The organism is Streptomyces sp. SCUT-3, assembly GCF_014083985.1.
GTDB lineage: Bacteria > Actinomycetota > Actinomycetes > Streptomycetales > Streptomycetaceae > Streptomyces_H > Streptomyces_H thermolineatus.
In genome coordinates this window covers 4,435,055-4,459,854 of the sequence record NZ_CP046907.1, presented here as the reverse complement: position 1 = coordinate 4,459,854, position 24,800 = coordinate 4,435,055, and the positions used below count along the sequence as shown (strand labels likewise).

Sequence of the window (24,800 nt, the reverse complement as noted above, 5' to 3'; positions counted from 1 at the left end):
CAGCCGTGACTGCCGCGGTGCCCCGTCCGGGCACCCCTTCACCGCAGCCGGCTCCGCACATCGGCGCACCCCGCCGTCCCCGAAGCGTCCGTCCACCGCCGGACGCCACCGCCCTCACGGTTCCTTGGATGTCTCCATGCCTGAGAACACCCCTGCGCACGACCTGCCGGTGATCGACCTCTCCGCGGCGGACGGGGGGAAGGACGAGCGCGCTCGTCTCCACCTCGCCCTGCACGACGCAGCCCACCGGACCGGCTTCTTCCACCTCGTCGGCCACGGCGTCGGCCCCGACGAGACCCGGGCGCTGATGACCGCCGTCCACAGGTTCTTCGCCCTCCCCGAGAAGGACCGGCTCGCCGTCTCCAACCTCAACTCGCCCCACTTCCGCGGCTACACCCGGACCGGCGACGAGCTCACCGCGGGCAGCCGCGACTGGCGCGACCAGCTCGACATCGGCGCCGAACGCCCGCCGCGCGCCCCCGGACCGGACGAGCCGCCGTTCTGGTGGCTGGAGGGCCCGAACCAGTGGCCCGACGCCCTGCCCGAACTGCGCACCGCCGCCCTGGGATGGATCGACAGGCTGAGCGAGGTGGCCGACCGGCTGCTGCGCGAACTGCTGGCCTCCGTCGGGGCGCCCCCCGACTTCTACGCCGACGCCTTCGCCGGACGACCGCACCTGCACCTGAAGCTGGTCCGCTACCCCGGCCGCGCCCCCGACGGGGCCGACCAGGGCGTCGGCGCCCACAAGGACTACGGCTTCCTCACCCTGCTCCTCCAGGACGACGTGGGCGGCCTCCAAGTGCAGGCGCCGGACGGCACGTTCGTCGACGTGCCGCCGCTGCCCGGGGCGTTCGTGGTGAACCTCGGCGAACTGCTGGAGGTCGCCACCGACGGCTACCTCAGGGCCACGAACCACCGCGTGGTGAGCCCGCCCGGCAGCCGCGAGCGGTTCTCGGTGCCCTTCTTCTACAACCCGCGCCTGGACGCGCGCATCGACCCGGTGCCCTTCCCGCACGCCCACCGGGCCCCCGGTGCCACCCGCGACCCGGCCAACCCCCTGTTCGCCGAGTACGGCCGCAACGAGCTCAAGGGCTGGCTCCGGGCACACCCCGAGGTGGCCCGGCGCCACCACGCCGGCCTCGTCACCGGCCCCGGCCACGGCCCGCGTTGACGTGCCTGCCGTGTCCGCCGGGGTCCGGACCCCGGCGGACACGGCAGGCACTGCGGACGGGACGCCCCCGGCCGCCGGGGGTTTCCCGGCGGCCGGGGGCGTCGCACGCCTGTCGTCGGCCCGCACGGAGGCGGGCCCCGGAACTAGGGGCTGTGTGATGTCGTGATCACACGGTGTACTTGAGCGAGTCGTCGATCCAGATTATGGAGGCTCGGAGGTGGAGGCCGGCAAGGTAGCTTTCGGGTGACTTGTCGTAGCGGGTGGCGACGCCCCGCCAGGCTTTCAGCTTGTTGATCAGGCGTTCGACAGTGTTCCGTTCCTTGTAGAGGTCGGCGTCGTGGCTGATGGACCGGCCGCCGCGTGAGCCCTTTTTCTTGCGATTTGCGGCCTGGTCCTTCTTCTCCGGGATGACTGCTTTGATGTTGCGTTTTCGCAGGTAGCGGCGGTTTCCGCGCGATGAGTAGGCCTTGTCACCGGCGACTGCGCCAGGTTTGGTGCGGGGACGGCCGACCGGCAGACGGACTCGCACTTTCTCGAGCACGGGGATGAACTGCGGACTGTCCGCGGCCTGCCCGGCGGTCAAGACGAAGGCGAGCGGACGGCATCTGCGGTCCGCCGCGAGATGAATCTTGCTGGTGAGGCCGCCCCGGGACCGGCCGAGCAGGGCTTGCTTCAGACGGAGCTTGTGTCGGCGCCGGATACGCCGGCGCTCGTCCTGTCCGTTCTGTTCCTCCGTACCACCCCTTTTTGCCGGGCTGTCTCCTGCTTGTGCGCAGCCTCCTCCAGGGCCGACATGAGGTGCTTGCTGACGCGGAGCCCCGCGGCGTCATGGTGGGCACGGACCGTAGTGGAGTCCACGCTGACCAGCGATAAATCTGTTTGCTCCGCGCGGGCTGCCTGAGCGATCAGGCCTTCCAGCAGGGCGGTGAACACACCGGCGTCTCGCCAGATGCGGAAACGTCCGTAGACGGTGGCCCATGGGCCGAACTCGGCAGGCATCTCCCGCCACTGACCGCTGGAGCGGAACCGCCAGATCACCCCCTCGAACTGTTCCCGCAAACGCTCCGGATACGGGCCGTACTTACCGATCGGCAGATACGGCTCGATGAACTTCCACTGAGCATCGGTGAGTTGCCTACGCGTCACGACCACAGTCCTACCGGCTTCCACCTCGCGAAGAGCTCAGAACCCGGCAACTAATCACGACAACACACAGGCCCCAGGAGTCGCCGGCGCCGCGCCACCCTCAGGCCGACGATGGTCCGAGGGTGACGCGGCGTGTGGACAGCCTTAGGGGCACCGGCAGTTGGCGACGAGGGCGTTGTCGGAGGGGTGCTCTACCGTGTTGATCAGCATCGGGCTCCGCCCGCACGGTGCCGGTCACCGATCCCTCGTCAGAAAGCGAACTCGTGAGCAACTGGGACAGCACAGTCGGCCCCTCCGGCGATCCCGTGGGGCAGACGTCCCGCAGCAGTGCCTTCCGGGCCTTCGCCCGGCGGCACGGGGTGTCCGACGACGCCATCACCCGCCTGCTGTGGAGCATGGAGCCGGCCGTGTACTTCAAGCAGAAGACGCCGGAGAGCGTCCGGCCCGGCGACCGGGTGATCGGTCACATCGGAGGGGCGCCGGCGCTGCCCCTGGACATGGAGTGGAAGGTGGGCGACATCTTCGTCGCATCCTTCGACCTCGCCGCGGTGCCCCGCACGCTGTTCGACGACGGGCTGCCCCGGGAGGGGCACCTCCTGCTGTTCACCTGGTCGGACGCCGGCGGCGGCAAGGCGCTCTACATACCGCCCGGGACCAAGACGACCGTGCGCCCGGCCCCCGTCCCGAGCGAACTGGACCTGCAGTTCGGGTCCTCCCACATGATGCTGGACCGCTGGACCATGGTCGCCTCCCACAACGACGCATGGGACGCCCACGCCTGGCTCATCGGCGAGGACCACGGGGGCATCTGGGGCGAGCCGGAAGGGGAGGAAGCCGAGTGGCACGCCCGGCTGGAGGCCGCCGTCGAGGAGTACGCCGCCAAGGTCGGCGTCAGACCGGCCATGGACAACAGCACCGACAAGCTGCGGGGAGTGCAGGGGAACATCCACCACAGCTGGGACAAGAGCACAGAGGCGTTCCAGCGCCTGCGGGAGGAGGCGGTCCGCGAACTCAGGGACGCCCCGGACCGGTTCGACGAGGTCTACGACCGGGCATGGCGGGAGCTGCCCGGACAACCGCTGTTGCACCTCGCGACCTTCAACATGGAGTCGCTCCAGTACGACTGGATGGACGGCGACATCAGCTGGTTGATCAGCCGCGACAACCTTCAAGCCAGACGGTTCGACAAGGTCGAGCACTACTGGTTGGGCTGATTTCTGCGGTTCGGCCTGTCCCGGAGGCCTCGTGACCACCGCGTGATCACGACATCACACACCCCCTAGTGCCGTGTCAGGCAACGTTTACCCAGGGCTGAATGGTGGGGCAGTGCGCTATGCGCGGGTGGCCTCGAAGGTCCAGATGTCGTCTGCCACGGTTGGTGCGCTGCCTGCCCGGTACCCGCCATGGACGACGACGTTGGTGAAGCCCGCCTGGTGCAGCATGGCGGTGAACTCGGACAGTCCGAACCACAGCAGGGAGAAGATCTGGAGCTCGGTGCGTGTCAGGGTGCCGTCCTTCCAGGCTTCGTAGCGCATCCAGCGAGTGACGCGCTGGGCTACCGGGTCCACTTGTGTGCGCCAGGTGGTGAGGGTGAGGAGATCGCTGCCGTTCCACTGGTGGGGGACGGGTCCGGTATCGGGGGCTGTGCCTGTAGAGGGTGGTTCGATGTCGACGATCAGCCGGCCCGCCGGCGCCAGGTTGTCGTGCATGGCCGTGAGCGCGGTCTGCGCACTGTCACGGTCGGCAAGCAGGGCGAAGGAGCCGGTGGGGATCACGATCGCTTCGAAGGCTCCGGGGTCGTGGTGCGTGATCATGTCGCCCTCGAACACGTCGGCCTTCAGGCCTCGCCGGGCACAGTTGGCGCGGCACTGCTCCAGCATGGAGGCCGAGGTGTCGTAGCCGCGCACGGTCAGTCCCTGTTCGAGCAGGGGGATCAGGATTCTGCCGGTGCCCACGGCTGGCTCCAGGACGGGGCCGGTCACGTGCCGCAGACGGTCGGCGTAGAACTCGACGTCTCCGAAGGAGGTGCCAACAGGCTTGTCGAGTTCGTAGAACAAGGTTGCCAGCGGTCCGTAATGCCAGGCGGTGTTGTCGAAGCCGGTGTTCATGCGTTCCTTCAGTGGCGCTTAAGTCTGATAAGCGGGCTCTGCCCAGGTATTCCGTGCACATACTGCTACGACGCCGCCGGGAAAAACCAGCGAGTATGCGGCTATGGCCGCACCGGTGCGTTTACGCGAGATCGATGACGACAAGAGACACGGACTGCTGCGGATCATCCGCAGGGGCACAGGGTCGGTGGTGACCTGGAGGCGGGCCCAGGTGGTGCTGCTGTCCGCGCAAGGCATGCCGGTCACACGGATCGCCGAGGTGTCGTTCACCAGCCCCGACCGGGTCCGGGACGTGATCCACAACTTCAACGCCGACGGCTTCGCGTCTTTGTGTCCGAAGTACTCCGGCGGCCGGCCCAGGACGTTCACGCTGGCCGAGCGGCGGGAGATCAAGAAGGTCGCGAAGTCGATGCCGACCGAGCACGGCCTGCCGTTCTCGTCGTGGAGCCTGACCAAACTGGCGGACTTCCTGGTCGCCGAGGGGGTGGTCGACGACATCAGCCACGAGGGCCTGCGCATCCTGCTCCGCGAGGAAGGCGTCTCCTTTCAACGGGTGAAGACCTGGAAGACCTCTCGTGATCCGGACTACGCGGCCAAGAAGGCCCGCGTCGAACACCTCTACGCGATCGCCGACGGAGAGGTCATACCCGAGGAGGGTGAGCCCGACGTCGTCTTCTGCATGGACGAGTTCGGCCCGCTCAATCTGATGCCCCACCCCGGCCGGCAGTGGGCCGAGCGCAGCGGCAAACACAAGGACCCCGACCGCGAACCCCGCCGTCGGCGGCGGGCAACTTACCACCGCTACGGCGGAGTGCGACACCTGTTCGCAGCCCTCGACCTGGCCAAGGACAAGCTCTACGGCCACATCAAACCCGTCAAGCGACGCACCCAGTTCCTGGAATTCTGCCGCTACCTCCGCACCCTCTACCCACCTACGGTGCGGATCGCGATCGTCTGCGACAACTTCTCCCCGCACCTGACCACGAAGAAGTGTCAGCGCGTCAGCACCTGGGCCGCGGCAAACAACGTCGAGATCGCCTACACACCGACGAACTCATCCTGGATCAACCGGATCGAGGCCCAGTTCACCGCCCTGCGCTACTTCACCCTCGACGGCACCGACCACATCGACCACAAAGAACAGGGCAGCATGATCCGCCGCTACATCATCTGACGAAACCGCCACGCCGACGACCGACGTCTACGGACCGTCGTCGACAGGGCAAACGTTGCCTGACACGGCGCTAGCGCGGGTCGGGCACGTACTTGTAGCCCAGTCTCCTGACGGTGACGATCCGGTGCCGGTGGGCCTCCCCCAGCTTGCGCCGCACGCGTGCGACGTGGACGTCGACGGTGCGGCCGTCGCCGACGTGCCCGTAGCCCCAGACGTTGGACACCAGGAAGTCGCGCGAGTGCACCCGGTGCGGATGCTCGGCCAGTTGGGCCAGCAGTCCGAACTCCAGGAACGTGAGGTCGAGTTCGCGGCCGTCCACCTCCACGACGTGCCGTTCCCGGTCGATGCGGATCGGATCGTCCCCGGGGGGCGGCGAGGGCGGTGCGCCGTCGTGCGGAAGGGGGCGGATCTCCGGCCGCACCCCGTTGGCGGCCAGGAGGGCCGCGGGGTCGACCCCCTCGGGCAGGAGCACGAGATACCCGACGAGACCCGGGGGGACGTCGGTTCCCGCGCCTTCGCACCCGTCCTCGCCCACGAGCCGCAGGCGGCCCGGGGCGGAGGGCGGGGAGGCGGGTCGAAAGGCGTGCGCGGACAGCGTCGTGGTCATGGCAGTCGTCCTTCAGGGGGCGCGCGGGAACCAGGGTGCGCGGCGGATCGGCGGGGAGGGGGGCCTGCGGCGAGGCTCCCGGCCGGCAGCGGCCCGCGGCGCAGCCGCAGGGGCCGCGCCCGGGCCCGTCGCACGGCGACGGAGGGCGGGAGGGCGCAGGGCGAGCGGGGAAGAGCGGCGCGGGAAAGCGCGGCGACCGCTGTTCTAGTCGCGACAGCAGACGGCGCCGGCGACGCGACGGAAGTCGACATGCCTGCGGCGTACGAGCGGCTGCTGCGTGCGGGACATGTTCCTCATCCTCCCCGCGCCGTTCCCGTCCGTCAACGCTTCCCCAGGTAATCGGTAGGAAAAATAGGGAATGGTGCCGCGCGTGCCCGCCGTCACAGCACAAAGCGATGGCACGCCGGGCACCCGTGTGCTTCACTGCGCTCATGGTCATGCTCGTGATGCGGCGTCACATCGACTACGCGCGTGTTACCAGCACCGGCTGTACCGCCGTGTGCTGATGCCGCCGCGCGCCGCTTTCCCGCGTTCCTGAACGATCCCTCCCGCGGCCGGCGGAACCCTTTCCGTCCCCGGCCGTGCGCACGCCGCGGCATTGCCCTCCCCCGCACGCCCGCACCCTCGCACTCCCCGAGCCCTCAGGGCCCGCAGCGCCTTCCTGTCGACCCCGACCGGGAGGCGGGTTCCGCGCACCCGCCGTCACCCCGGCGAGCCCCGGAACCGGACGCTCCCCGGAAGCCGCCTCCCGCAGAAGCCGGTTCCTGCCGGACCGGCCTCCGGGCGGCCCCGCCCGCGAACCGGGCGGGAGCTGCTTCCCCGGCCGCAGGAGGCCCGGCACCACCGGCCTCCCCGCACCCGCCACGCACCGCCCGGTCCTTCACCGGCCCCTGCACCCCGTCCCCGCTCCCCACAGCCCCCACAGCCCCTTACGGCCCCTCACACCCCATACGACCCCTTACGGAGAATCATGAGCGAGCAGTCCGTCGATTCCGTCACCGCCGGCCGCACCCCCTCCGGGGAACACGCCCGGCCGGCCGCCGCGGGGTGGTCCTTCGAGACCAAGCAGGTCCACGCCGGAGCGGCACCCGATCCGGCCACCGGGGCACGCGCGGTGCCGATCTACCAGACCTCCTCCTTCGTGTTCCGGGACACCCGGCACGCGGCGGACCTGTTCTCCCTGGCCGAGCCGGGCAACATCTACACCCGGATCCACAACCCCACCCAGGACGTCTTCGAGCAGCGCGTCGCCGCGCTCGAAGGGGGCGTGGCCGCGGTGGCCCTCGCCTCCGGGCAGGCCGCGGAGACCCTGGCGGTCCTGACCCTGGCGGGCGCCGGGGACCACGTGGTCTCCAGCACCTCCCTGTACGGCGGCACGTACAACCTCTTCCGGCACACCCTGCCCAGGTTCGGCATCGAGGTGAGCTTCGTCGACGACCCCGACGACCCGGAGGCCTGGCGGGCGGCGATCCGCCCCACCACCAAGGCACTGTTCGCCGAGACGCTCGGCAACCCCCGCGGCAACGTGCTGGACGTGCGCGCCGTCGCCGACGTCGCCCACGCCGCGGGCGTACCGCTGATCGTCGACAACACGGTGCCCACCCCGTACCTGCTGCGGCCGATCGAGCACGGCGCCGACATCGTCGTGCACTCGGCGACGAAGTTCCTGGGCGGACACGGCACCACCATCGCCGGTGTCGTGGTGGACGGCGGCACCTTCGACTTCGGCGCCCGCCCCGAGCGCTTCGCCGACTTCTCCGAGCCCGACCCCAGCTACCACGGCCTGCGCTACTGGCCGGCCCTCGGCCCGGGCGCCTTCGCCGTCAAGCTGCGCGTCCAACTGCTGCGCGACCTCGGGCCCGCCCTGTCCCCGCACTCCGCCTTCCTCCTCCTGCAGGGCGTGGAGACGCTGTCGCTGCGCCTCGAACGCCACTCGGCCAACGCCCTGGCACTGGCCGAGTGGCTGGAGGGACGCGACGAGGTCGCGGCGGTGCACTACCCGGGCCTGCCGTCCAACCGCTGGCACCGGGCCGCACAGCAGTACCTGCCGCGCGGCGCGGGAGCGGTGCTGTCCTTCGAACTGCGCGACGGGGTGGAGGCGGGCAAGCGCTTCGTCGACGCCGTGGAGCTCTTCAGCCACCTGGCCAACATCGGGGACGTGCGCAGCCTGATCATCCACCCGGCGTCGACCACCCACAGCCAGCTGGACGAGGAGGCACTGGCCGCCTCGGGCGTCTCCCCGGGACTGGTGCGACTGTCGGTCGGCATCGAGGACGTCGAGGACCTCAAGGCCGACCTCGAGGCCGGCTTCCGCGCGGCGAAGGAGGCGTCCTGAACATCCGGACCAAGACCCCGGCGAACGCACCCGCCCCCTCTCCCCCGGCCTCCCTTCCGGCCTCCCTCCCGCCGGCGACCGGCGCCTGGCAGGAGGGGAACCCTCCCGGCGACCGCCGCTGGGCGGCCAGGGGGGAACCGCTGCCGCTGGAGGCGGGCGGCACACTGCCCGGCGTCCGCATCGCCTACGAGACGTGGGGGCACCTGGCCCCGGACGCCTCGAACGCGGTCCTGCTGCTGCACGCCCTCACCGGGGACAGCCACGCCGCCGGCCCGGCCGGCCCCGGCCACCCCACCCCGGGCTGGTGGGACGGACTGATCGGGCCGGGGCGCGCCCTGGACACCGACCGCTGGTTCGTCGTAGCGCCCAACGTCCTGGGCGGCTGCCAGGGCACCACGGGCCCCGCCTCGCACCGGCCCGACGGGCGGCGCTGGGGCAGCGCGTTCCCGCACCTGACCCCGCGGGACCAGGTGGCCGCCGAAGCCGGCCTGGCCGACGCCCTGGGAATCGAGAGCTGGGCGCTGGTGGTCGGCGGCTCGATGGGCGGCATGCGGGCCCTGGAATGGGCCGTGACCCGTCCGCGGCGCGTGCGGTCACTGCTGCTGCTGGCCTGCACGGCCGCAGCGAGCGCCGAGCAGATCGCCTGGGCGGGCGTCCAACTGCGGGCCATCCGCTCGGACCCCGGGTGGCGCGGGGGCGACTACCACGACGCGGGCCCCGGACGGGGCCCGCACACGGGACTCGGCCTCGCCCGGCGGACGGCCCACGTGACGTACCGCAGCGAACCGGAGCTCCAGGCCCGGTTCGGCCGCCTGCCGCAGGACGGCGAGGACCCCCGGCGGGGCGGCCGGTACCGGGTGGACTCCTACCTCGACCACCACGCCGACAAGCTGGTGAGGCGTTTCGACGCGGGCAGCTACGTGACGCTGACCGAGGCGATGAACGCCCACGACGTCGGCCGGGGACGCGGCGGCACGGCGGCGGCGCTCCGGCGGGTGACCGCCCGGACCCTGGTCGCCGGCGTCGACTCCGACCGGCTCTACCCGCTCGCCCAGCAGGCGGAACTGGCCGCCGGCGTCCCGGGGGCGGACCGGCTGCGGGTGATCGAGTCGCCCCACGGCCACGACGGCTTCCTGGTCGAAACGGAACAAGTGGCCTCCCTGATCGGGGAACTGACCGGGGAACCGGCCGGGGACAGGGAACCGTCCACGGCCGACCGGCCGACCGTGAGGAGTTGAAGAGCGGCGACGGCCCCGGACCGTCCCGGACGATCCAGGACGATCCAGGACGGTCCGGGGCCGTTGCCGTGCACGGGAGGGCCGCGGTCAGGGCCGGAACAGGTGGGGGCCGGAGAGCAGCAGCCACGGCAGCACCGTGGCGGGGACCAGGAGCACGGCGAACCAGGTGTGCGAGCGAGTGCGCCGGGTGGAGGCGAACACGGCGGCCGCGAGCCAGGCGGCCAGCGCGGCGAAACCGACGTACCAGCCGCGTTCGACGACGTCGCGGCCCCACACGCCGACCCCCGCCCTCTCCAGGCTCTCGCCCAGCGCGTCCCCGGTGGCGGGCTCCCCCCAACCCGCGGCGACGAACGCGCACTGGCAGACGGCCAGGGCGCCGACGGCGACCAGCAGCGGCGTGGGCACCCGGCCGCCGGGCCTGCGGCGCACCGCCCAGGACAGGTGCGCGCCGACCGCGACCAGCCCCGGCGCCAGCGAGGACACGTAGGCGGCGGTGTACAGCCTTCCCCAGCCGGGGCCGTCGTCGAGGGGCACCGCCGTCGCCGCCGCCCCCAGGAACGGGGCACTGTCCAACCAGCGCCACAGCCCGGGCACCACGACCATCAGCACCACCAGGAACAGCACCGCGGACAGGCCCACCAGCCACCGGCGGGCACCGGGGCCGAACCTCTCGATGTCCCACTCCCGGGCACTCAGACGCATGCGCACACCGTAGAGGCCGCCCCGAAGGAGGACAACGGCCGCGGCGCACTACCGGGCGCTCGTTGTCGTGGGCCGAAACAGTCACGCGAAAGACGGCCACCGGTCGGCGGCCCATTCCCGCCAGGTCGGCCATCCATAAGGCGGGCCGTCGATCGTGCACCCGTCGAGTTCCGCCTTGTCGGGCTCCTCGAAGTGCGCCCGCCCGTAGAGGATGTCGGCCTCGGACATCGGCAGCGTCTCCTCGGGGGCGGTCGCCCGGCGGTGGGCGATCCGGGCGCGCTGGGTCGCGTCATCCACCGGCAGGTAGATCATGCGGAAGCGCGCGCTCTCGGCCTCCACCAGCCAGCGGATCGCGGACCGCTCGTCCCGGGACCAACAGCCGAAGTCCATCACTACGTCGGTGCCGAGCTTTACCGCCTCCAGCGCGAGCCGGAGCATCCGCCCTTCCAGTACATCGCGCTTCCCGTCCGCCTCCAACAGACCGAACAGCGGGATCATCCACTCGTCGGGCGTCAGGCGCAGCGCGCCGTACTCCTCGGCGAGCTGCCGGGCACGAGTGGTCTTGCCGGCCCCGGGCAGGCCGACCAGCAGGAACAACGTGGTCACGCCCGGATCGTGTCAGGCCGGGCATGCGGACGACCACCGGTTTGCAGGAGAGGCTGAGACGTCTTGGCGGCGGCCTGCGGCTTTGCCGGCTCTCAGTTGCCGGGCGATGAACCACCGTAGCGGTTGCGCAATTCCCCAGCGGTCCGGGACATCAGACCGATCACGCCCTGCGGCGACGCCTCCGCCATTGGATGTCACCTGTTGACCTCAACTGCGCTTCGAGTTTTACGGTCCAGGCATGACGATCACGGAGTACTCGCAAGAGCAGCTTGCCGCCCAGCCCATCGGCTACTGGAGCGGGGTCGCAAACGAGATCGTAGTCGGCTGCATCCGTGCCGCCCTCGCAGAGGAAAGGCTCACACAACCGCACTGGTGGATCCTCAACCACCTCGCCGGCGCCCCCGAGCAGTGGACCCGCGTCTCCCTCACCGCCAAGCTCTCCCCCTTCGACCGTCAGGACACCGACTTCGAGGCCGTCTACGCCGACCTCGTCTCCCGGGGCTGGATCGCGGAGTTCAACGGCCGCCTCACACTCACCGACGCCGGCGAAGGGGGACGACAGCGCGCGAAGGCCCGCACCCTCAAGGTCCACGAGCAGATGCACAACGGCGTGGAGACCGCCGACTACGTCACCACCCTGAACGTGCTCCGCCGGATGATCGCCAACCTCGGCGGCAACAGCGACCTCCCGTAGCTGCCGATCGGCTGTGTCCGTCCGTAGCGGGGCCCGTCATGAGCAGTCTCGAAAACCGTCGTGGCAGCGATGTCACCGTGGGTTCAAAACCCACACCCTCCGCAGGCGGAAGCAACAAAGCGGCCTCTGACCAGCAAGTTCGGCCAGGGGCCGTCCTCGTACCCGGTACCGCGACGTCCCCGTAGCCCCTGTGGTTCCCCGTCAGACGCGGCACGGAAGGGGCACGGACAGCAGAAGGCTTCCGATCCGTCCTTCGCAGGAAGCCCAGCCGTCTCGTTGGGCACCGATACGACGGTGGCCCGCCACAGCTCGGCGGCAGCCGACCTCACCGGCTTGCACCGGCGACGGAAGTCGTTGGCGACGGCGCTCAAGCCGCGGGAACGCCTCCCTCATAGCCAGCCTCTGTGCGCGCACAACAGGTGTGCCGCACTCGGTCGCGCACCCACCGTGTAAGCCGGTCCACCGATCCCGCCCCCTCCTGATTCCGCCCCTCCCGATGCGGGCTGTCGATTCGCGGCCTGGCCGGCACCTCCGGGTGTGGGCCGTGGTCGTTGGCCGATGACGATCCGGTCGTGATGGTGCTCGCCCCGTGAGGCGGTTGTCGTTGGCGCGCGGGCGGAGCGAGCCGCCTCGCACCCGTGAAGAAAGTTGTTACTCGCTTCGTGCCGTTGCCCAGGGTGCCCGGCGGAAGGTGATGAGCCGCACGGACAGGCTGTCACGCCACCGTTGAGGTCACCCGTGGACGTCGTCGGGCATGAAGAAGCCCCGGACCGTGGTGCGGTCCGGGGCTCTGCGCTGCTGGTGCGGGGTGGGCGCAGACGGTTTCGAACCGCCGACCCCTGCTTTGTAAGAGCAGTGCTCTACCACTGAGCTATGCGCCCCTGCGACCGGACCGGCTGAGCCCGGCCGTAGGTGAGTGCACAGGCTACCGTGTTTCGTGCCCTGCCGTTCAACCGGGCAGGCGGGCGAACCGTTGTCCCGGTTCCGGCCGGGCCGTCACGGGCCGGGACCACCGCCGGCCGGGGTCACCGGCCGCGGGTCCGACTCACCGTCCGGCGACCGGTGAGCGGGGTCCGCCGGGCGGGGCCGTGAGGGACTCGAGGGTGACGGTGCGGTCGCACCAGCGTTCCAGCAGGTCGCGGTCGTGTCCGACGGCCAGGAGGCCGGCGCCGGTCTGCCGCCGGTAGTCCTCGACGACGCCGACGAGGGCCGCGGTGGTGGAGGCGTCCAGCATCGCCGTCATTTCGTCGCACACCAGCCAGCGCGGGCGCAGTGCCAGCGCGCGGGCCAGACAGGCGCGCTGCAACTGGCCGTCGCTGACCTCGTGGGGCCGGCGGGTCAGGAGGTCGGGGGTGAGACCGACCGCCTCGGCCAGTTCGGCGGTGCGGGAGCCTGCCTCGGCGCGGCGGCCGGTCGCGCGCAGCGGTTCGGCGACGGCCGCGGCGAGGGTGAGACGGGGGTCCGTGGAGAGGCGGGGCTGTTGGAAGACGACCCCGAAGGCGGTGCGCTGCTCGCGGGGTGCGCGGTGCCGCCAGCCGCGGGCGGGGGTTCCGTCGACGACGACCTCCCCGGAGTCGGGGCGGTGCAGCAGGGCCGCGACCCGGGCGAGGGTGGACTTCCCGCAGCCGCTGGGGCCCAGGAGGCCGACGGCCTCTCCGGGGGCGATGTCCAGGGAGACTCCGCGCAGGACGGGCGCGCGCCGGTCGTAGCCGGCGGTGATACGGCGCAGTTCAAGCATCGGCGGCGGCCTCCGTGGGGTCGGGGTGTGCGGGGCCGGCCGGGCCCGTGTGCGCAGCAGGACGGGCGGAGGCGGGCGCGGGGAGGGGGACGGGGGCGGGTGGCGTCGGCGAGGTGATGGAGGCCGGGCCCGGGGCGGCGGAGGCCGGGGTGGCGGGGGCCGGTTCGAGGGGGTGGTGGCAGGCGGCTCCGCCGGTGGGGGCCGGGGGCGCGGGCAGGGTGGTGGTGCAGGTGTCGGTGGCGCGGTGGCACCGGGGGGCGAACGCGCAGCCGGCGGGGAGGCTGCCCAGTTCCGGCGGCGTGCCGGGAATGGTGCGGAACGCGCGGGTGGGTAGGGCGTCGAGGAGTCCGGCCGCGTAGGGGTGGCGGGGGCCGGGGGTGCCGAAGAAGTCGCGGGCGTCGGAGAGTTCGACGATGCGGCCGGCGTACATCACGGCGACGCGGTCGGCCGTGCGTTCGGCCGCGACGAGGTCGTGGGTGACGAGCAGGACGGCGCGGCCGCTGTCGGCGTGGCGGCGCAGCTCGTCGGCGGTGCGGTTCACCAGGTCGCGGTCCAGGCCGGTGGTGGGTTCGTCGGCGAGGAGGACGGGGGCGTCGCCGACGAGGGCCAGGGCGAGGGCCGCCCGCTGGGCGAGGCCCCCGGAGAGCTGGTGGGGGTAGTGGTCGAGGTGGTCGGCGGGGAAGGCCGCGCGCCCGGCCGCCGCCTCGGCCGCGGCACGCAGGTCCTGCCGGGCGGGGGCGCACAGTTCCCGCACCGTCTCCTCCAGTTGGGACCGGACGGTGCGCACGGGGGTGAGGTGGGCGGCGGGGCTCTGCGGGACGAGTCCGACGAGCCGGCCGCGGACCCGGCGGGCGAGGGTCTCCTCGTCCGCGGCCAGCAGGTCGAGGACGTCCGGAACTCCGGGGGCATTCCGGGGGCTGGGCCGGGTGTGACTACGGAGGCCGGGACGGAGGCGGGCGGCGGCGCTGCCGGCCGGGCGGGCGGTTGCGGGGCCGCTGTCGGTCTCGGCGCCACCGCCACGGCCGGTGGTGCGGACGGTGGCATCGGCGCCGGTGCGGACGGTGGCGGTGCCGGTGGCGCGGGCGTTGCCCGGCAGGAGGCCGAGGAGGGCGGAGGCGAGGACGGACTTGCCGCAGCCGCTCTCCCCCACCAGAGCCAGGCACTGCCCGGCGTCGAGGTCGAAGGAGGCGCCGGTGACGGCGGCGACGTCCGCGCCGCGCCGCATGCGGAAGCGCACTGACAGGTCCCGGACGGACAGGGACGGCCGCGGGGGCGGTGACGGGGAAGGGAAAAACGGCGGGGGCGGGGGCGGGGGCGGGGGCGGGGGCGTCAAAGCATCAGCTCCGATCGGCGGCGCGGGTTGATCCGTTCCCGCCAGGCGCCGGCGAGGCCGGCGACGGCCAGGGTCGGCACGATGATGAACAGGCCGGGGAAGAGGGTGGGCCACCAGTCTCCGGCGAGCAGCGAGCCCCGCGCGGCCTGGATCATCGTGCCGAGGCTGGCCCGGTGGGTGGGCAGGCCCAGGCCCAGGAACGACAGGGCGCTCTCGTGCCAGATCGCGTGCGGGACCATCAGCACCGCCGCCAGCCCTGCCTGCGGCAGCACGCCGGGAAGCAGGTGCCGTACGCCGACGCGCCACCGGGAGGCGCCGCCGGAGACCGCCGCGTCCACGAACGGGCGGGTGCGCAGCGACAGCACCTCGGCGCGGACGATGCGGGCGGTGGTCAGCCAGTGGGTGAGGGCGACGGAGGCCACGACCGGCCACACCCCGGGCCGGAACATCGCCACGACGAAGATGCCCATGAGCAGGTGCGGCACGGAGGAGAAGGCGTCGACCACGCGCATGACGGCCCGGTCCGCCCGTCCTCCCAGCGCGCCCGCGGACGCGCCGACCGCCGTGCCGACGACGGTGGCGGCGAGGGCGGCGACCACGCCCACCAGGAGCGAGACCCGCAGCCCGTGGACGCAGCGCAGCAGCAGGTCGCGCCCGAGGTCGTCGGTGCCGAAGGGGTGCGCCCAGGAGGGCGGCAGGAGTTTGGCGGACAGGTCGACGGCCTGCTCGTCGAGCTGGACGAGCGGCGGCACGATCAGGACTGCGCCCACGGCGAGGACGGCGACGGCGGCGGAGGACCACACCCGCAGGGCGCGGACGCCACGGCCTGCGGGGCGGCGGGGTCGGCCGGAACGGCGAGGTCGGCCGGGGCGGAGGCCGCGTCGGCCGCGACCGCCGGGGACGGGAGCGGCCGGCGCGGGAGCAGGAGCGGAGGCAGGAGCAGAAGCGGAGGCGGGAGTGGGGGCCGGTGCGGCCGGTGCGGAGGCCGGTGCGGGGTCAGCCATCGAATCCCACCCGGGGGTCGGCGATTCCGTGGAGCAGGTCGGCGGCGAGGTTGCCGAGGAGCACCGCGGCGGTGGCGAGGACGGTGAGGGCGGCGAGCAGCGGGAAGTCCACCGCGGTGGCGGCCCGCACGGTGGCGTCGGCGATGCCGGGCCAGCTGAAGACGGTCTCCACGAGCAGCGCTCCGGTGATCAGTTCGGGCACCCGGGACCCGACGAGGGTGAGGACGGGCAGCAGGCCGGAGCGCAGTGCGTGGCCCAGCAGGACGGTGCGTTCGCGCAGGCCGCGGGCGCGGGCGCCGCGCACCGGGTCCTCGTCGAGCGCGTCGCCGACCGACTGCCTCACGTACAGGACGAACCACGGCAGTTGGGAGGCGGCGAGGACGAGGGCGGGGAGCACCAGGTGGCGCAGGACGGAGCCTGGGGTGACGGTGTCCGAGCCCGTGTCGGTGAGCCCCCCGGCCGGGAGGACGCCCAGGTGGAGGGCGAAGAGCCAGATGGCGAGCAGGCCGATCCAGAACGGCGGCGCGGCCTGCAGGACGTAGGAGCCGCCGGTGACGAGGCGGTCGAGCGGGCCGCCGCGGCGGCGGGCGGCGACGACGCCGAGCGCCGTGCCCGCGAGCACGGTGACGGCGAAGGCGACGCCGCCCAGCAGGACGGACCAGCCGAGGCGTTCGGCCAGCACTTGGGCGACGGGCCGGCGCAGGGCGGCGGAGTGGCCGAGGTCGCCGCGGAGGGCGGAGGTGAGCCAGTCCCACCACTGTGCGAGCGGCGGCCGGTCGGCCCCGAGGTTGGCGCGGAGCCGGTCCAGGGTCTCCTGGGAGGCGTTGAGGCCCGCGGTGCCGGCGTAGGCCTGGGCGGGGTCGAAGGGCGAGGCGGCGGCGACGGCGAAGATGCCGAGGGTGACGGCGAGGAGGACGGGGACGGCGGCCAGCAGCCGCCGCCCGGCCATCCTCGCCATCGGGCCCAGGGGCAGGCCGGCCCCTGGGCGGCGCCCCTCGGCGGGCCGGGGACCCTCGGCGGGCCGGGGGCCCTTGCCGGGACGGGAGCCCGCCGCGGGAAGAGAGCCCGCCTCAGGAGGAGAGCTTGGCCCGGGGCGGGCGTCCGGGCCCGGGTGCGCTGCGGGGGTCACTTCTTCGGGGTCCAGTCCTCGACGTTCCACCAGGGGCCGGTGCCGAGGCCGTGGTCGTGGGGTTCGAGCTGGGTGGTGACGCCGTCCCAGTCGTCGTCCATGACGTAGACGTGGTCGATGTGGGTGAGGAAGGTGTAGCCGGGGTTCTTCACGAGGGCGCGCTGCACCCGGTCGTAGGCCTTCCCCCGCGTCTTCGGGTCGTTGCTGCGGCGGCCCTCGTCGAGCGCTTCGTCGACCTCGTCGGAGGTGTAGCGGCTCATGTTGTTCCAGCCGTCTCCGGCGAGGGAGGAGTGGAGGAGGCCGTAGAGGTCGAAGTCGGGGTCGGCGGGGAAGCCGTTGCCCATGAGCATGGCGTCCTTGCCGAGGCGGGCGCGGACGGTCTCGCGGGTGCCGGCCTGCACCTTCACCTCGATGCCGATCTTCTTTGCGTCGGAGGCGTATGCGAGGGCGTGGTCCTGGCGGAGCTTGTCGCCGGAGAAGTACCAGAGGGTGAAGGAGGCGCGGCGGCCGTCCTTGGTGCGGATGCCGTCCTCGCCGGGCTTCCAGCCGGCCTCGTCGAGGATCTTCCGGGCCTTCGCCGGGTCGTGGGGGCGCTCGGTGCCCTCGGCGAACCAGGGGCTGTGGACCGGGATCGGGCCGTGGGCGGCCCGGCCGGCGCCGTCGAGGATTCCGTCGACCATGGCGTCGCGGTCGACGGCGGTGTCCAGGGCGCGGCGGACGGCGGTGTCGCCGGTGACCTTGTTGCCGGTGGGCAGGGTGACGGCGCGGTAGTCGGCGGTGCGGGCGTCGATCCGCCTGCGGCCCTCGTCGTCCTCGAATCCGGCCGCGAGGGCCGGGGGAGGACGGCGGCGTCGAGGTCGCCGGAGCGCAGCCGGGTGGCGCGGACGTCGTCGTCCTCGACGACGGCCATGGTGAGCCGCTCGACCTTCGGCGCGCCGCCCCAGTGGTCGGGGTTGGCCTTCAGGGTGAGCTTCTCGCCGCGGCTCCAGCCGGTGAGCACGTAGGGGCCGGTGCCGATCGGGGCGGTGTTGAACGGGCCGGTGTTGACGTCCCCCTTGCCCGCGGCGTGCTCGGGGACGATCGGCAGGACGGTGCGCTCGGCGAAGGGCGCGTAGGGGTACTTCAGGCGGAAGACGACGGTGCGGTCGTCCTTCGCCCGGACGTCGGCGACGGCGTCGAGTTCGCCCTTGGAGGGGTTGTTGGTGCCCTCGTCGAGGATGGTCTCGTAGGTGAAGACGACGTCCTCGGCGGTGAGTTCCTCGCCGTCGCTGAACTCGACGCCCTCGCGCAGCCGGTAGGTGTAGGTGCGGCCGTCGTCGGAGACGTCGGGAAGTTCCTCGGCGAGGGCGGGCCGCAGCTTCATTCCGGCGTCGTGGGTGAGCAGGCCGTCGAAGATCTTGGAGTTGCCGTCCTTGCCGTAGCCGAGGAGCGGGTTGAGGGTCTCGGGTTCCTGGGCGATTCCGACGACGAGGGAGGTACCGTCCCCGGCGCCGCTCCCGCCGCTCCCGCCGTCCCCGCTGCCGCCGCTGTTCCCGCCGCCGCTGCTCGGCACCGAGCAGGCCGCCGTCGCGGCCAGTATCGCGCCGGCCGCCGCGGTCGCCGCGAGCCCCCGTCCGGTCCTGGCAGTCATCGCCCACCCCAATTGAAGATCCAAAGTTGTTGCAATCAAATCGCAATTAAACACTGTGTGCGCACCGCGGGCCACAGCCCCTCCCCCGCCCTCGCGCACGGCCCCGTGTGCCCGCGGCCGGCGGGTGGGAGGATGGAGCGGCAAGCCGGCACGGCCGGAGCGGGGACTGCGGGAGCGGGGAAGTGACGACGGCACGTTCGTGGTGGCGGCGCGGCGGGGACGGCCTGCGGGCGGACGCGCAGGAGGCCAAGGACGCGGCCGCGCACGCGTTCTACGAGCTCGACTCCGCCCAGCGCGACCTGAGGATCTCCGTGGAGACCCTGGCCGCGGTCGACGACTCCCCGGACGCGCAGCGCGCCGCGGCGGAGTTCGCGGCCCTGGGGCAGGCCGTGGACACCGCCAGCGCCGGCTACATAGCCGCCGTCGACGCGTGCGACCTCGACCGCGACGACCTCTCCCCCGCCGCCGCGTCGCGGGCCCGCGTCGAACTGCTCGCCGCCCGGGACGAACTGGTGCGGGTCAAGGGCGCCCTGGACCGCTTCGCGCAGTCGTCCGCCCCGCTGCTGGAACGGGCGGAGACGCAGCTCGCCCGGCTCCTGCCCGCCGTGGAGCGGGCCCGGCAGGCGCTGCTCGCCGCCACCCGGGCGCTCGACGACGTCCGGGCCGCCGGGTTCCGCGCCGACGACCTGGCCGCCCGCCTGGCACGGCTGGGCCCGGAACTCTCACGCCTCAACGAGGGCGCCGGCACGCACGGCGTCCGGGCCACCCTGCAGCGCGCCGACGACGTGCTGCGCAGCGCCGAGGCACTGCGCAGCGAGGCCGAGCGGCTGCCCGAGCGCGCCCGGGAGATCGACCGGAGGCTGCGCTCCCTGGCCACCCGCGCCGAAGCGCTGGCCACCCGCGCCGGGCAGGTCGGGCCGGTGCTGAGCGAGCTGCGGCGCCGATTCAGCGCGGCCTGCTGGCAGGACCTGCAGCCGCTGCCCGCCCGGGCCGCCGAGGCGCTGCGGCAGGCGGAGGACAGGCTCGCCGAGGCCCGGCGCGCGCACGACGCGCAGGCGTGGGCGGACGCCACCTCCCGGACGAGCACGGCACGTGCCCTGCTCAACGAGGTGGACGAGGCGGTCTCCGCCGTGCAGGAACGGCTGCGGCTGCTGGACGACGTCGCCCGCGACCGGCAGCCGGAGATCGACCGCACCCGGTTCGCCCTGCGGGACGCCCAGCGGCTGGCCATGACGGGCCGCAGCACCCCCGACCCCCGGCACGCCCGGCCCCTGGACGACGCGGTCGCCCGGCTCGAGCGCGCGATCGACGGCCTGAACGGCCGTCACCCGGACTACTGGCACTTCCTCACCGAGACCGCGGCGGTGCGCGACACCGCCGAGCGGGTCGTCCGGCTCATCCGGGAGGAGCGCGGGGGACAGCCGGGGCACTGACCGCCGGGGCACTGACAGCCGCGTCGAACAGGATGCCGCGGGCAGGACGCCGCGGGCAGGAGGCGAGGCCCTCCTCGCGGTTATCCTTCCGGCATGCCTCGCTACGACTACCGCTGCCGCGCCTGCGGGACCACTTTCGAGCTCAGCCGCCCGATGGCCGAGTCCTCCGACCCGGCCGTGTGTCCCGAGGGCCACGGCGACACCGTGAAACTGCTGTCCACCGTCGCCGTCACCGGCACCGCCTCCGGCGGCGCCCCCGCACCGCAGTCCGCCGCCGGCGGCGGGGGCGGCGGGTGCTGCGGCGGGGGCTGCTGCGGCTGACCGGCCCGCACGGCACCGGCCCCCGGAGGGCCGGACCTGGCCGCGCCGGTGACCGGGACGGGCCGTAGGGTCCCGTCCCGGTGGCCCGGGCCGGCGTCCCGGGCCGGGGAGGCCCTCAGAGCCGGCGGGCCAGCGTGACGCCGTCCTCGAGGGCCAGCAGCACGGACTCGGTGCGCCGGTCGGCCCGGACGTGGTCGTTGAACGCCCGGATGTGGGCGGCCGCGCCCGTGGCGCCGGGGTCGCCCACCTCGCCGTGGAAGAGGGTGTTGTCCACGACCAGCAGGCCGCCCGGCCGCATCCGGGGCACCAGCTCCTCCCAGTAGGCGATGTAGCCCTCCTTGTCCGCGTCGAGGAAGGCCATGTCGACGCGGGGCTCGGCGGGCATCGCGCGCAGGGTCTCCAGGGCCGGGGCGATCCTGAGGTCGATGCGGTCCGCCACCCCCGCCTTCGCCCACGCCTCCTGCCCCAGCGCCGTCCACTCCCGCGAGACGTCGCAGGCGGTCAGCCGCCCGCCGTCGGGCAGGGCCCGGGCCATCGCCAGTGTCGAGTAGCCGGTGAACGTGCCGATCTCCACGACGTTCCGGGCGCCCGTAAGGCCCACCAGGAAGCGCAGCAGTGCCGCCTGCGCGGGCGAGACCTGCATGCCGGCCACGCCGCCCAGTTCCCGGGTGCGGTCGATCAGCTCCTGTTCCACCGGGTCCGGCTGCGGGTTCTGGGCCGGCACGTACTGCCGCAGGCCCGCGGGAAGGTCCACGGCGAGGATCCTGGACTCGGTCATGGCTGCCACCTCGTTGTGTCGTCGTCCACCAACGGGGCCAGCCTTTCAGGGGCGGGGGGCCGGTGCACCGGAAACACCGCGGGCGGTCCCCGGCCGCGGAGGCGCGCCCGCTCGGGCTCGGGCGCGGGCGAGCATCAGGCGCAGGATCTCCTCGCCCGCCGCGACGCCGGCCGTCTCCAGTGCGGTGACTCCCGGCCCCGTCCACCCGGTGTCGGCGAGTTCCCCGTGGCCGGGCCGCCAGGCGGTGTCCGCGGCCAGCAGCAGTTCGGCGTCGAGCAGCGAGTCGCCGGCGGCGAGCACCTCGCCGGCGCCGGTGCGCCGCACGACCTCCGCCAGCGCCGCGCTCTTGGTCAGCGGCCCGGGCACCGCGTAGACCTTGCGGCCCTGCAGGGAGACGGTCCAGCCCCGCTCGCCCGCCCAGGCGGCGAGCTCGTCGACCCAGCCGTCCGGCAGCAGGGAGCGTTCCACGACCAGGTAGGCGAACAGGTCCTCGGCCACGCGGTCCTTGAGCAGCCAGGCCGGGTCGGCCGTGCGTGCCAGGTGGGCGCGGACCTCGGCCAGCGGGGCGCAGCCGTCGTCGAGCCGGCGGCGGACCTCGGCGTGCCAGTCGTGGTCGGTGGCGCCGTCGACGAGCAGGTGGCCGCCGTTGGCGCAGATGGCGTACGGCGGGACGGGGCCCGGCAGGCGGATGCGCCGGTACTGCTCGCGGGTGCGGGTGGTGGCGGGGACGAAGACGGCCGCGTCGGCGAGTTCGCGGACCAGGCCGGCGGCGGTCTCGGTCACGTAGGACAGCGGCGCGCTGTTGTAGACCTCCACGCACAGCAGGCGCGGCGCCTGCTCGTCGGGGACGTCCAGGGCCAGGGCGGCGGCCGAGTAGATCAGGGTGCGGTCCAGGTCGCTGGCGGCCAGGAGGGGCGCGCGGCCGGCCGCGGGGGCCGGCACTGCCGGACCGGCGGCGGGAGTCGGGGCGGCGGTCATCGCGCGGCCACCGCCGTTCCGCCGGTACCGGTGGCCCCCCGGGTGAAGCGGGGGTGGATCAGCCCCACGCAGGAGTAGGGCAGGTCGTCGACCTCCTCGACGGGCGCGCCGCGCTGTCCGGCGAGCAGCCGCACGTGGTCCAGGTCGGCGCCCGCGCCGCGCCGGGCGAGGACCCGCCACGGGACGCGGCGCAGCAGCACCCGGGTGGTCTCGCCCACCCCCGGCTTGACGAGGTTGACGTCGCCGATGCCGTACTCCTCGCTGATCCGCTCGACGGCGGCCCAGCCCTCCCAGGTGGGGGTGCGGTCCTGCGCCCGCAGCTCCTTGACGTCGCCGGCGACGGCGTCGGCGACCTCCTCGAACCGGGCGGTGACGGCGTCGAGGAAGACGCCCGAGACGTCGGAGTCCGCCAGCTCCCGGTAGAACTTGGCGCCGTGGTAGTCGCCCGGCCCGGTCAGGTCGGCGCGCAGCACCGTGCGGGAGACCAGGCCGGAGACGGTGGAGTTCAGGCAGGCGGACGGGACGAGGAAGTCGTCGCGGGTGCCGTAGGTGTCCACGCAGCGGCCGGGGTCGGCGAGCACGGCCAGCCGCGGGTCGAAGCCGGCCGGGACGTCGCCGGCGGTGACGGCGGCGGCCAGTTCACGGGCGATGGCCCCCTTGCCGGTCCAGCCGTCGACGAAGACGACGTCGGCCGGGTCGTGGTGGTCGGCCAGCCAGCGCAGGGCGTTGGTGTCGATGCCCCGGCCGCGGACTATGGAGACGGCGTAGTGGGGCAGGGCGGTGCCGTGCGCGGCCAGCGCCCAGCGGCGCATCAGCACGCCGACGGGCGTTCCGGCGCGGGCCAGGGAGACCAGGACGGCGCCGGGGCCGCGCTCGGCGAGCAGGGTCTCGGTGACCGTTCCGACGGCGCGGGCGATGCGGGCGGCGGAGGCGTCCAGGGCACTGCGGAAGAGCGCCCGGTACTCGGCGGTGGGCTGGTACTCGACCGGCAGCGACTCGGCGTAGTGGGCGCCGCCGCTCTGGATCGCCTCCTCCCGCTCCTCGGTGGGCGCCTCGAGAGTGACGTCGGAGAGGTCCTTGAGCAGCCAGCCGACCTCGTCGGCCGCGTACGAGGAGAACGCCGGTCCGCGCAGCGGCTCGGGAAGGTCGTGGGATGCGGGACGGTGCACGGGCCGGGCCTGTCCGTCGGGGGTGTACGAGGGCACGACGGCCAGCAGGACGCGGCCGGTCTCCTCGCCCAGGCGGGCGAGGAGGCCGCCGGGCGCGTGCAGGGCGGGGGTGTCCCCGGCGGAGTCGACGACCGCCACGACGGCGTCGAAGGCGCGGGCGGGGTCGGTGCCGGCCGCGACGTTGTAGGCGTAGCGCTCGCCGGGGCCGTCGGCGGGGTCGTCGTGGGCGGGGAAGGAGATGCGGGTGCGGATCGCGTACCCGGGGTCGTCGACGGGCAGGACGGGCGAGCGGGTGGTGGTGGAGAAGCGGACCTCGGCCGCCCCGCCCAGGGCGTCCTGCAGGGCGCCGGCCAGGCGCAGCGGCGCGTACATCAGCTCCTCGCTGCCGAGGACCAGCACCCGGCGCGCGCCGGGGCCGGGCGCGGCGGGGAGACCGCCGGGAACGGCGGGGAGCGGGAGGGCCGGGGCCGGGAGGCCGAGGCGGGCGGCGAGGCGGGCTGCCATGGCGGGCAGGGCGGCCTCGAGGCGGGCGCGGTGGGCGGGGGTGAAGCCGTGGCGGCCCCCGTCGGGCAGGCCCTCGGGCCAGCCGAGGTCGACGCGCTCGGCGGGGGCCGGGGCGGCGGCAGCGGGTGATGCGGAAGCCGCCGGTGATGCGGGGGCGGCGGCCGCCGAGGCCGTCTCGTGCTCGGCCACCAGCGCCTGGCCGCGGGCCAGGACGTCCGGCGGCAGCAGGACCGTTCCCCCGGCGAGGGAGACGACGTCCGTGCGGGCGCCGAGCCCGGCGGCGAACTCCTCCAGCCGGGCCCGGTCGGCCCGCGACCGCATGTCCACCAGGGCGACGATCACGTAGTGATCGCGCGGGTGGCGCGCGTGGAGCGCGGTGACGGTGTTGAGCACCGTGTTGCCGGTGGAGAACTCGTCGTCGACGAGCACCAGCGGGCCGTCCCCGGCCAGCAGGCGCGGGTCCTCGGGCAGCAGCAGGTGGGAGGTGGCGTGGCTGTGCTCCTCCTCGAAGCCGCCCACCGGGCGCACCCCCGCGACGGGCCGGCGGGTCGAGTGCAGGTACGGGGCGAGGGCGAGTCCGTCGGCGACGCTGTGGCCGAGCCCGGTCGCGGTCTCCGCGTAACCGAGGACGACGGCGCGCGCGGCGTCCTCCTCCCCGAGCAGCTCCCGGACCCGCTCGCCCAGCCGGACACCCGCGCCGTGCACCGTCGCGGGCAACTGGGGGACGTGCTTGCCCAGCACGTTGGAGACCAGCAGGTGGGCCCGCCGGGGGTTGCGGCGCAGGGCGAGCCCCAGCAGTTCAGCGAGGGCCGGGGCCGGGGCCGGGCCGCCCGCAGAACCGCCTCCCGGGCCGCCCGCGGACGCGTCCGCGGGTGTGCCCGCGGGTGCGTCCGCCGGGCCGTCCGCGGGGACGAGGCCGACCCCGAGGCGGTCGGCGACCCACCGGCCCGACCAGGTCTGCGGTGCTGCTGATGTCATGCGGTGCTTCTCTTCCCTGTCTTC

General features: G+C 73.6%; 18 protein-coding genes, 1 tRNA gene and 3 pseudogenes. 8 read left to right on the top strand and 14 right to left on the bottom strand.

All coding sequences use genetic code 11. The annotated features are described in order from the left end of the window. Positions 1-136: 136 nt before the first annotated feature. Entirely contained in the window at positions 137-1,171 is a 1,035-nt protein-coding gene (locus GQS52_RS19710; RefSeq protein WP_182314677.1) for a 2-oxoglutarate and iron-dependent oxygenase domain-containing protein, read from the top strand. 166 nt (positions 1,172-1,337) lie between these two features. Here the strand turns inward: GQS52_RS19710 and GQS52_RS19705 are convergent. Continuing rightward, positions 1,338-2,317, bottom strand: a pseudogene (locus GQS52_RS19705) (IS5 family transposase). A 263-nt stretch (positions 2,318-2,580) separates the two neighbouring features. Between GQS52_RS19705 and GQS52_RS19700 the strand changes: the two are divergent. Beyond that, on the top strand, positions 2,581-3,531 hold the full coding sequence (locus GQS52_RS19700; protein WP_109186237.1) for a DUF1963 domain-containing protein: 951 nt from the start codon (positions 2,581-2,583) through the stop codon (positions 3,529-3,531). Between the two features lie 117 nt (positions 3,532-3,648). Here GQS52_RS19700 and GQS52_RS19695 read toward each other — a convergent pair whose 3' ends face one another. Continuing rightward, a complete protein-coding gene (locus GQS52_RS19695; protein WP_182314676.1) occupies positions 3,649-4,425 on the bottom strand; it encodes a class I SAM-dependent methyltransferase in 777 nt (258 codons plus the stop codon). A gap of 103 nt (positions 4,426-4,528) precedes the next feature. Between GQS52_RS19695 and GQS52_RS19690 the strand changes: the two are divergent. After that, positions 4,529-5,662, top strand: a pseudogene (locus GQS52_RS19690) (IS630 family transposase). Between the two features lie 7 nt (positions 5,663-5,669). Here the strand turns inward: GQS52_RS19690 and GQS52_RS19685 are convergent. Beyond that, positions 5,670-6,206, bottom strand: coding sequence for a winged helix-turn-helix domain-containing protein (locus GQS52_RS19685; RefSeq protein ID WP_182314675.1), 537 nt, complete (start codon positions 6,204-6,206; stop codon positions 5,670-5,672). Positions 6,207-7,176: 970 nt separating this feature from the next. On the opposite strand from GQS52_RS19685, the gene GQS52_RS19680 reads away from it, so the two are divergent. Both GQS52_RS19680 and GQS52_RS19675 read left to right on the top strand, forming a co-directional pair. Further along, positions 7,177-8,541, top strand: coding sequence for a bifunctional o-acetylhomoserine/o-acetylserine sulfhydrylase (locus GQS52_RS19680; RefSeq protein ID WP_182314674.1), 1,365 nt, complete (start codon positions 7,177-7,179; stop codon positions 8,539-8,541). A gap of 2 nt (positions 8,542-8,543) precedes the next feature. Beyond that, positions 8,544-9,779 carry a homoserine O-acetyltransferase gene (locus GQS52_RS19675; protein ID WP_182316583.1) on the top strand — a complete coding sequence of 412 codons (1,236 nt, stop codon included), beginning with the start codon at positions 8,544-8,546 and terminating at the stop codon, positions 9,777-9,779. 87 nt (positions 9,780-9,866) lie between these two features. Here GQS52_RS19675 and GQS52_RS19670 read toward each other — a convergent pair whose 3' ends face one another. Continuing rightward, on the bottom strand, positions 9,867-10,481 hold the full coding sequence (locus GQS52_RS19670) for a hypothetical protein (RefSeq protein ID WP_182314673.1): 615 nt from the start codon (positions 10,479-10,481) through the stop codon (positions 9,867-9,869). Between the two features lie 81 nt (positions 10,482-10,562). Further along, positions 10,563-11,087 (bottom strand): ATP-binding protein, encoded by a 525-nt coding sequence (locus tag GQS52_RS19665; protein WP_182314672.1) that lies wholly within the window; start codon positions 11,085-11,087, stop codon positions 10,563-10,565. Between the two features lie 238 nt (positions 11,088-11,325). Between GQS52_RS19665 and GQS52_RS19660 the strand changes: the two genes are divergently transcribed. Further along, the gene (locus GQS52_RS19660; RefSeq protein ID WP_182314671.1) at positions 11,326-11,781 is read left to right on the top strand and encodes a MarR family transcriptional regulator; all 456 of its coding nucleotides are present in this window, start codon (positions 11,326-11,328) and stop codon (positions 11,779-11,781) included. An 809-nt stretch (positions 11,782-12,590) separates the two neighbouring features. Here the strand turns inward: GQS52_RS19660 and GQS52_RS19655 are convergent. The 6 genes and pseudogenes from GQS52_RS19655 to GQS52_RS19630 all read right to left on the bottom strand — a co-directional run bounded on the left by GQS52_RS19655 (position 12,591) and on the right by GQS52_RS19630 (position 18,615). Beyond that, positions 12,591-12,662, bottom strand: a tRNA-Val gene (locus tag GQS52_RS19655). A 164-nt stretch (positions 12,663-12,826) separates the two neighbouring features. Beyond that, the gene (locus tag GQS52_RS19650; RefSeq protein WP_182314670.1) at positions 12,827-13,519 is read right to left on the bottom strand and encodes an ATP-binding cassette domain-containing protein; all 693 of its coding nucleotides are present in this window, start codon (positions 13,517-13,519) and stop codon (positions 12,827-12,829) included. Beyond that, the gene (locus tag GQS52_RS19645) at positions 13,512-14,777 is read right to left on the bottom strand and encodes an ABC transporter ATP-binding protein (RefSeq protein WP_259371159.1); all 1,266 of its coding nucleotides are present in this window, start codon (positions 14,775-14,777) and stop codon (positions 13,512-13,514) included. Before GQS52_RS19645 ends, GQS52_RS19650 begins: the two co-directional genes overlap by 8 nt. Before the next feature lie 71 nt (positions 14,778-14,848). Next, positions 14,849-15,661, bottom strand: coding sequence for an ABC transporter permease (locus GQS52_RS19640; protein WP_182316582.1), 813 nt, complete (start codon positions 15,659-15,661; stop codon positions 14,849-14,851). Between the two features lie 187 nt (positions 15,662-15,848). Then, positions 15,849-16,814, bottom strand: coding sequence for an ABC transporter permease (locus tag GQS52_RS19635; RefSeq protein ID WP_259370867.1), 966 nt, complete (start codon positions 16,812-16,814; stop codon positions 15,849-15,851). Positions 16,815-16,981: 167 nt separating this feature from the next. Further along, a pseudogene (locus GQS52_RS19630) lies at positions 16,982-18,615 on the bottom strand (ABC transporter substrate-binding protein). A 182-nt stretch (positions 18,616-18,797) separates the two neighbouring features. On the opposite strand from GQS52_RS19630, the gene GQS52_RS19625 reads away from it, so the two are divergent. Beyond that, the gene (locus tag GQS52_RS19625) at positions 18,798-20,048 is read left to right on the top strand and encodes a hypothetical protein (RefSeq protein WP_259370866.1); all 1,251 of its coding nucleotides are present in this window, start codon (positions 18,798-18,800) and stop codon (positions 20,046-20,048) included. Positions 20,049-20,141: 93 nt separating this feature from the next. Further along, positions 20,142-20,369, top strand: coding sequence for a zinc ribbon domain-containing protein (locus GQS52_RS19620; protein WP_182314669.1), 228 nt, complete (start codon positions 20,142-20,144; stop codon positions 20,367-20,369). A gap of 115 nt (positions 20,370-20,484) precedes the next feature. On the opposite strand, the gene GQS52_RS19615 is transcribed toward GQS52_RS19620, so the two are convergent. The 3 genes from GQS52_RS19615 to GQS52_RS19605 are packed head-to-tail and all read right to left on the bottom strand — an operon-like array spanning position 20,485 to position 24,776. Then, complete coding sequence (locus GQS52_RS19615) at positions 20,485-21,147, bottom strand: class I SAM-dependent methyltransferase (RefSeq protein ID WP_182314668.1); 663 nt, start codon at positions 21,145-21,147, stop codon at positions 20,485-20,487. Positions 21,148-21,192: 45 nt separating this feature from the next. Beyond that, the gene (locus GQS52_RS19610) at positions 21,193-22,125 is read right to left on the bottom strand and encodes an HAD family hydrolase (protein WP_259370865.1); all 933 of its coding nucleotides are present in this window, start codon (positions 22,123-22,125) and stop codon (positions 21,193-21,195) included. Continuing rightward, positions 22,122-24,776 carry a phosphoribosyltransferase gene (locus GQS52_RS19605; RefSeq protein ID WP_182314667.1) on the bottom strand — a complete coding sequence of 885 codons (2,655 nt, stop codon included), beginning with the start codon at positions 24,774-24,776 and terminating at the stop codon, positions 22,122-22,124. Before GQS52_RS19605 ends, GQS52_RS19610 begins: the two co-directional genes overlap by 4 nt. Between the last annotated feature and the right edge of the window lie 24 nt (positions 24,777-24,800).

What these genes read in the sequence shown, in the direction of transcription:
- GQS52_RS19695 (WP_182314676.1), bottom strand. Translation starts at nt 4,425, where the DNA reads ATGAACACCGGCTTCGACAACACCGCCTGGCATTACGGACCGCTGGCA.
- GQS52_RS19635 (WP_259370867.1), bottom strand. Translation starts at nt 16,814, where the DNA reads ATGGCGAGGATGGCCGGGCGGCGGCTGCTGGCCGCCGTCCCCGTCCTC.
- GQS52_RS19610 (WP_259370865.1), bottom strand. Translation starts at nt 22,125, where the DNA reads ATGACCGCCGCCCCGACTCCCGCCGCCGGTCCGGCAGTGCCGGCCCCC.
- GQS52_RS19605 (WP_182314667.1), bottom strand. Translation starts at nt 24,776, where the DNA reads ATGACATCAGCAGCACCGCAGACCTGGTCGGGCCGGTGGGTCGCCGAC.
- GQS52_RS19615 (WP_182314668.1), bottom strand. Translation starts at nt 21,147, where the DNA reads ATGACCGAGTCCAGGATCCTCGCCGTGGACCTTCCCGCGGGCCTGCGG.
- GQS52_RS19710 (WP_182314677.1), top strand. Translation starts at nt 137, where the DNA reads ATGCCTGAGAACACCCCTGCGCACGACCTGCCGGTGATCGACCTCTCC.
- GQS52_RS19650 (WP_182314670.1), bottom strand. Translation starts at nt 13,519, where the DNA reads ATGCTTGAACTGCGCCGTATCACCGCCGGCTACGACCGGCGCGCGCCC.
- GQS52_RS19620 (WP_182314669.1), top strand. Translation starts at nt 20,142, where the DNA reads ATGCCTCGCTACGACTACCGCTGCCGCGCCTGCGGGACCACTTTCGAG.
- GQS52_RS19685 (WP_182314675.1), bottom strand. Translation starts at nt 6,206, where the DNA reads ATGACCACGACGCTGTCCGCGCACGCCTTTCGACCCGCCTCCCCGCCC.
- GQS52_RS19670 (WP_182314673.1), bottom strand. Translation starts at nt 10,481, where the DNA reads ATGCGTCTGAGTGCCCGGGAGTGGGACATCGAGAGGTTCGGCCCCGGT.
- GQS52_RS19680 (WP_182314674.1), top strand. Translation starts at nt 7,177, where the DNA reads ATGAGCGAGCAGTCCGTCGATTCCGTCACCGCCGGCCGCACCCCCTCC.
- GQS52_RS19660 (WP_182314671.1), top strand. Translation starts at nt 11,326, where the DNA reads ATGACGATCACGGAGTACTCGCAAGAGCAGCTTGCCGCCCAGCCCATC.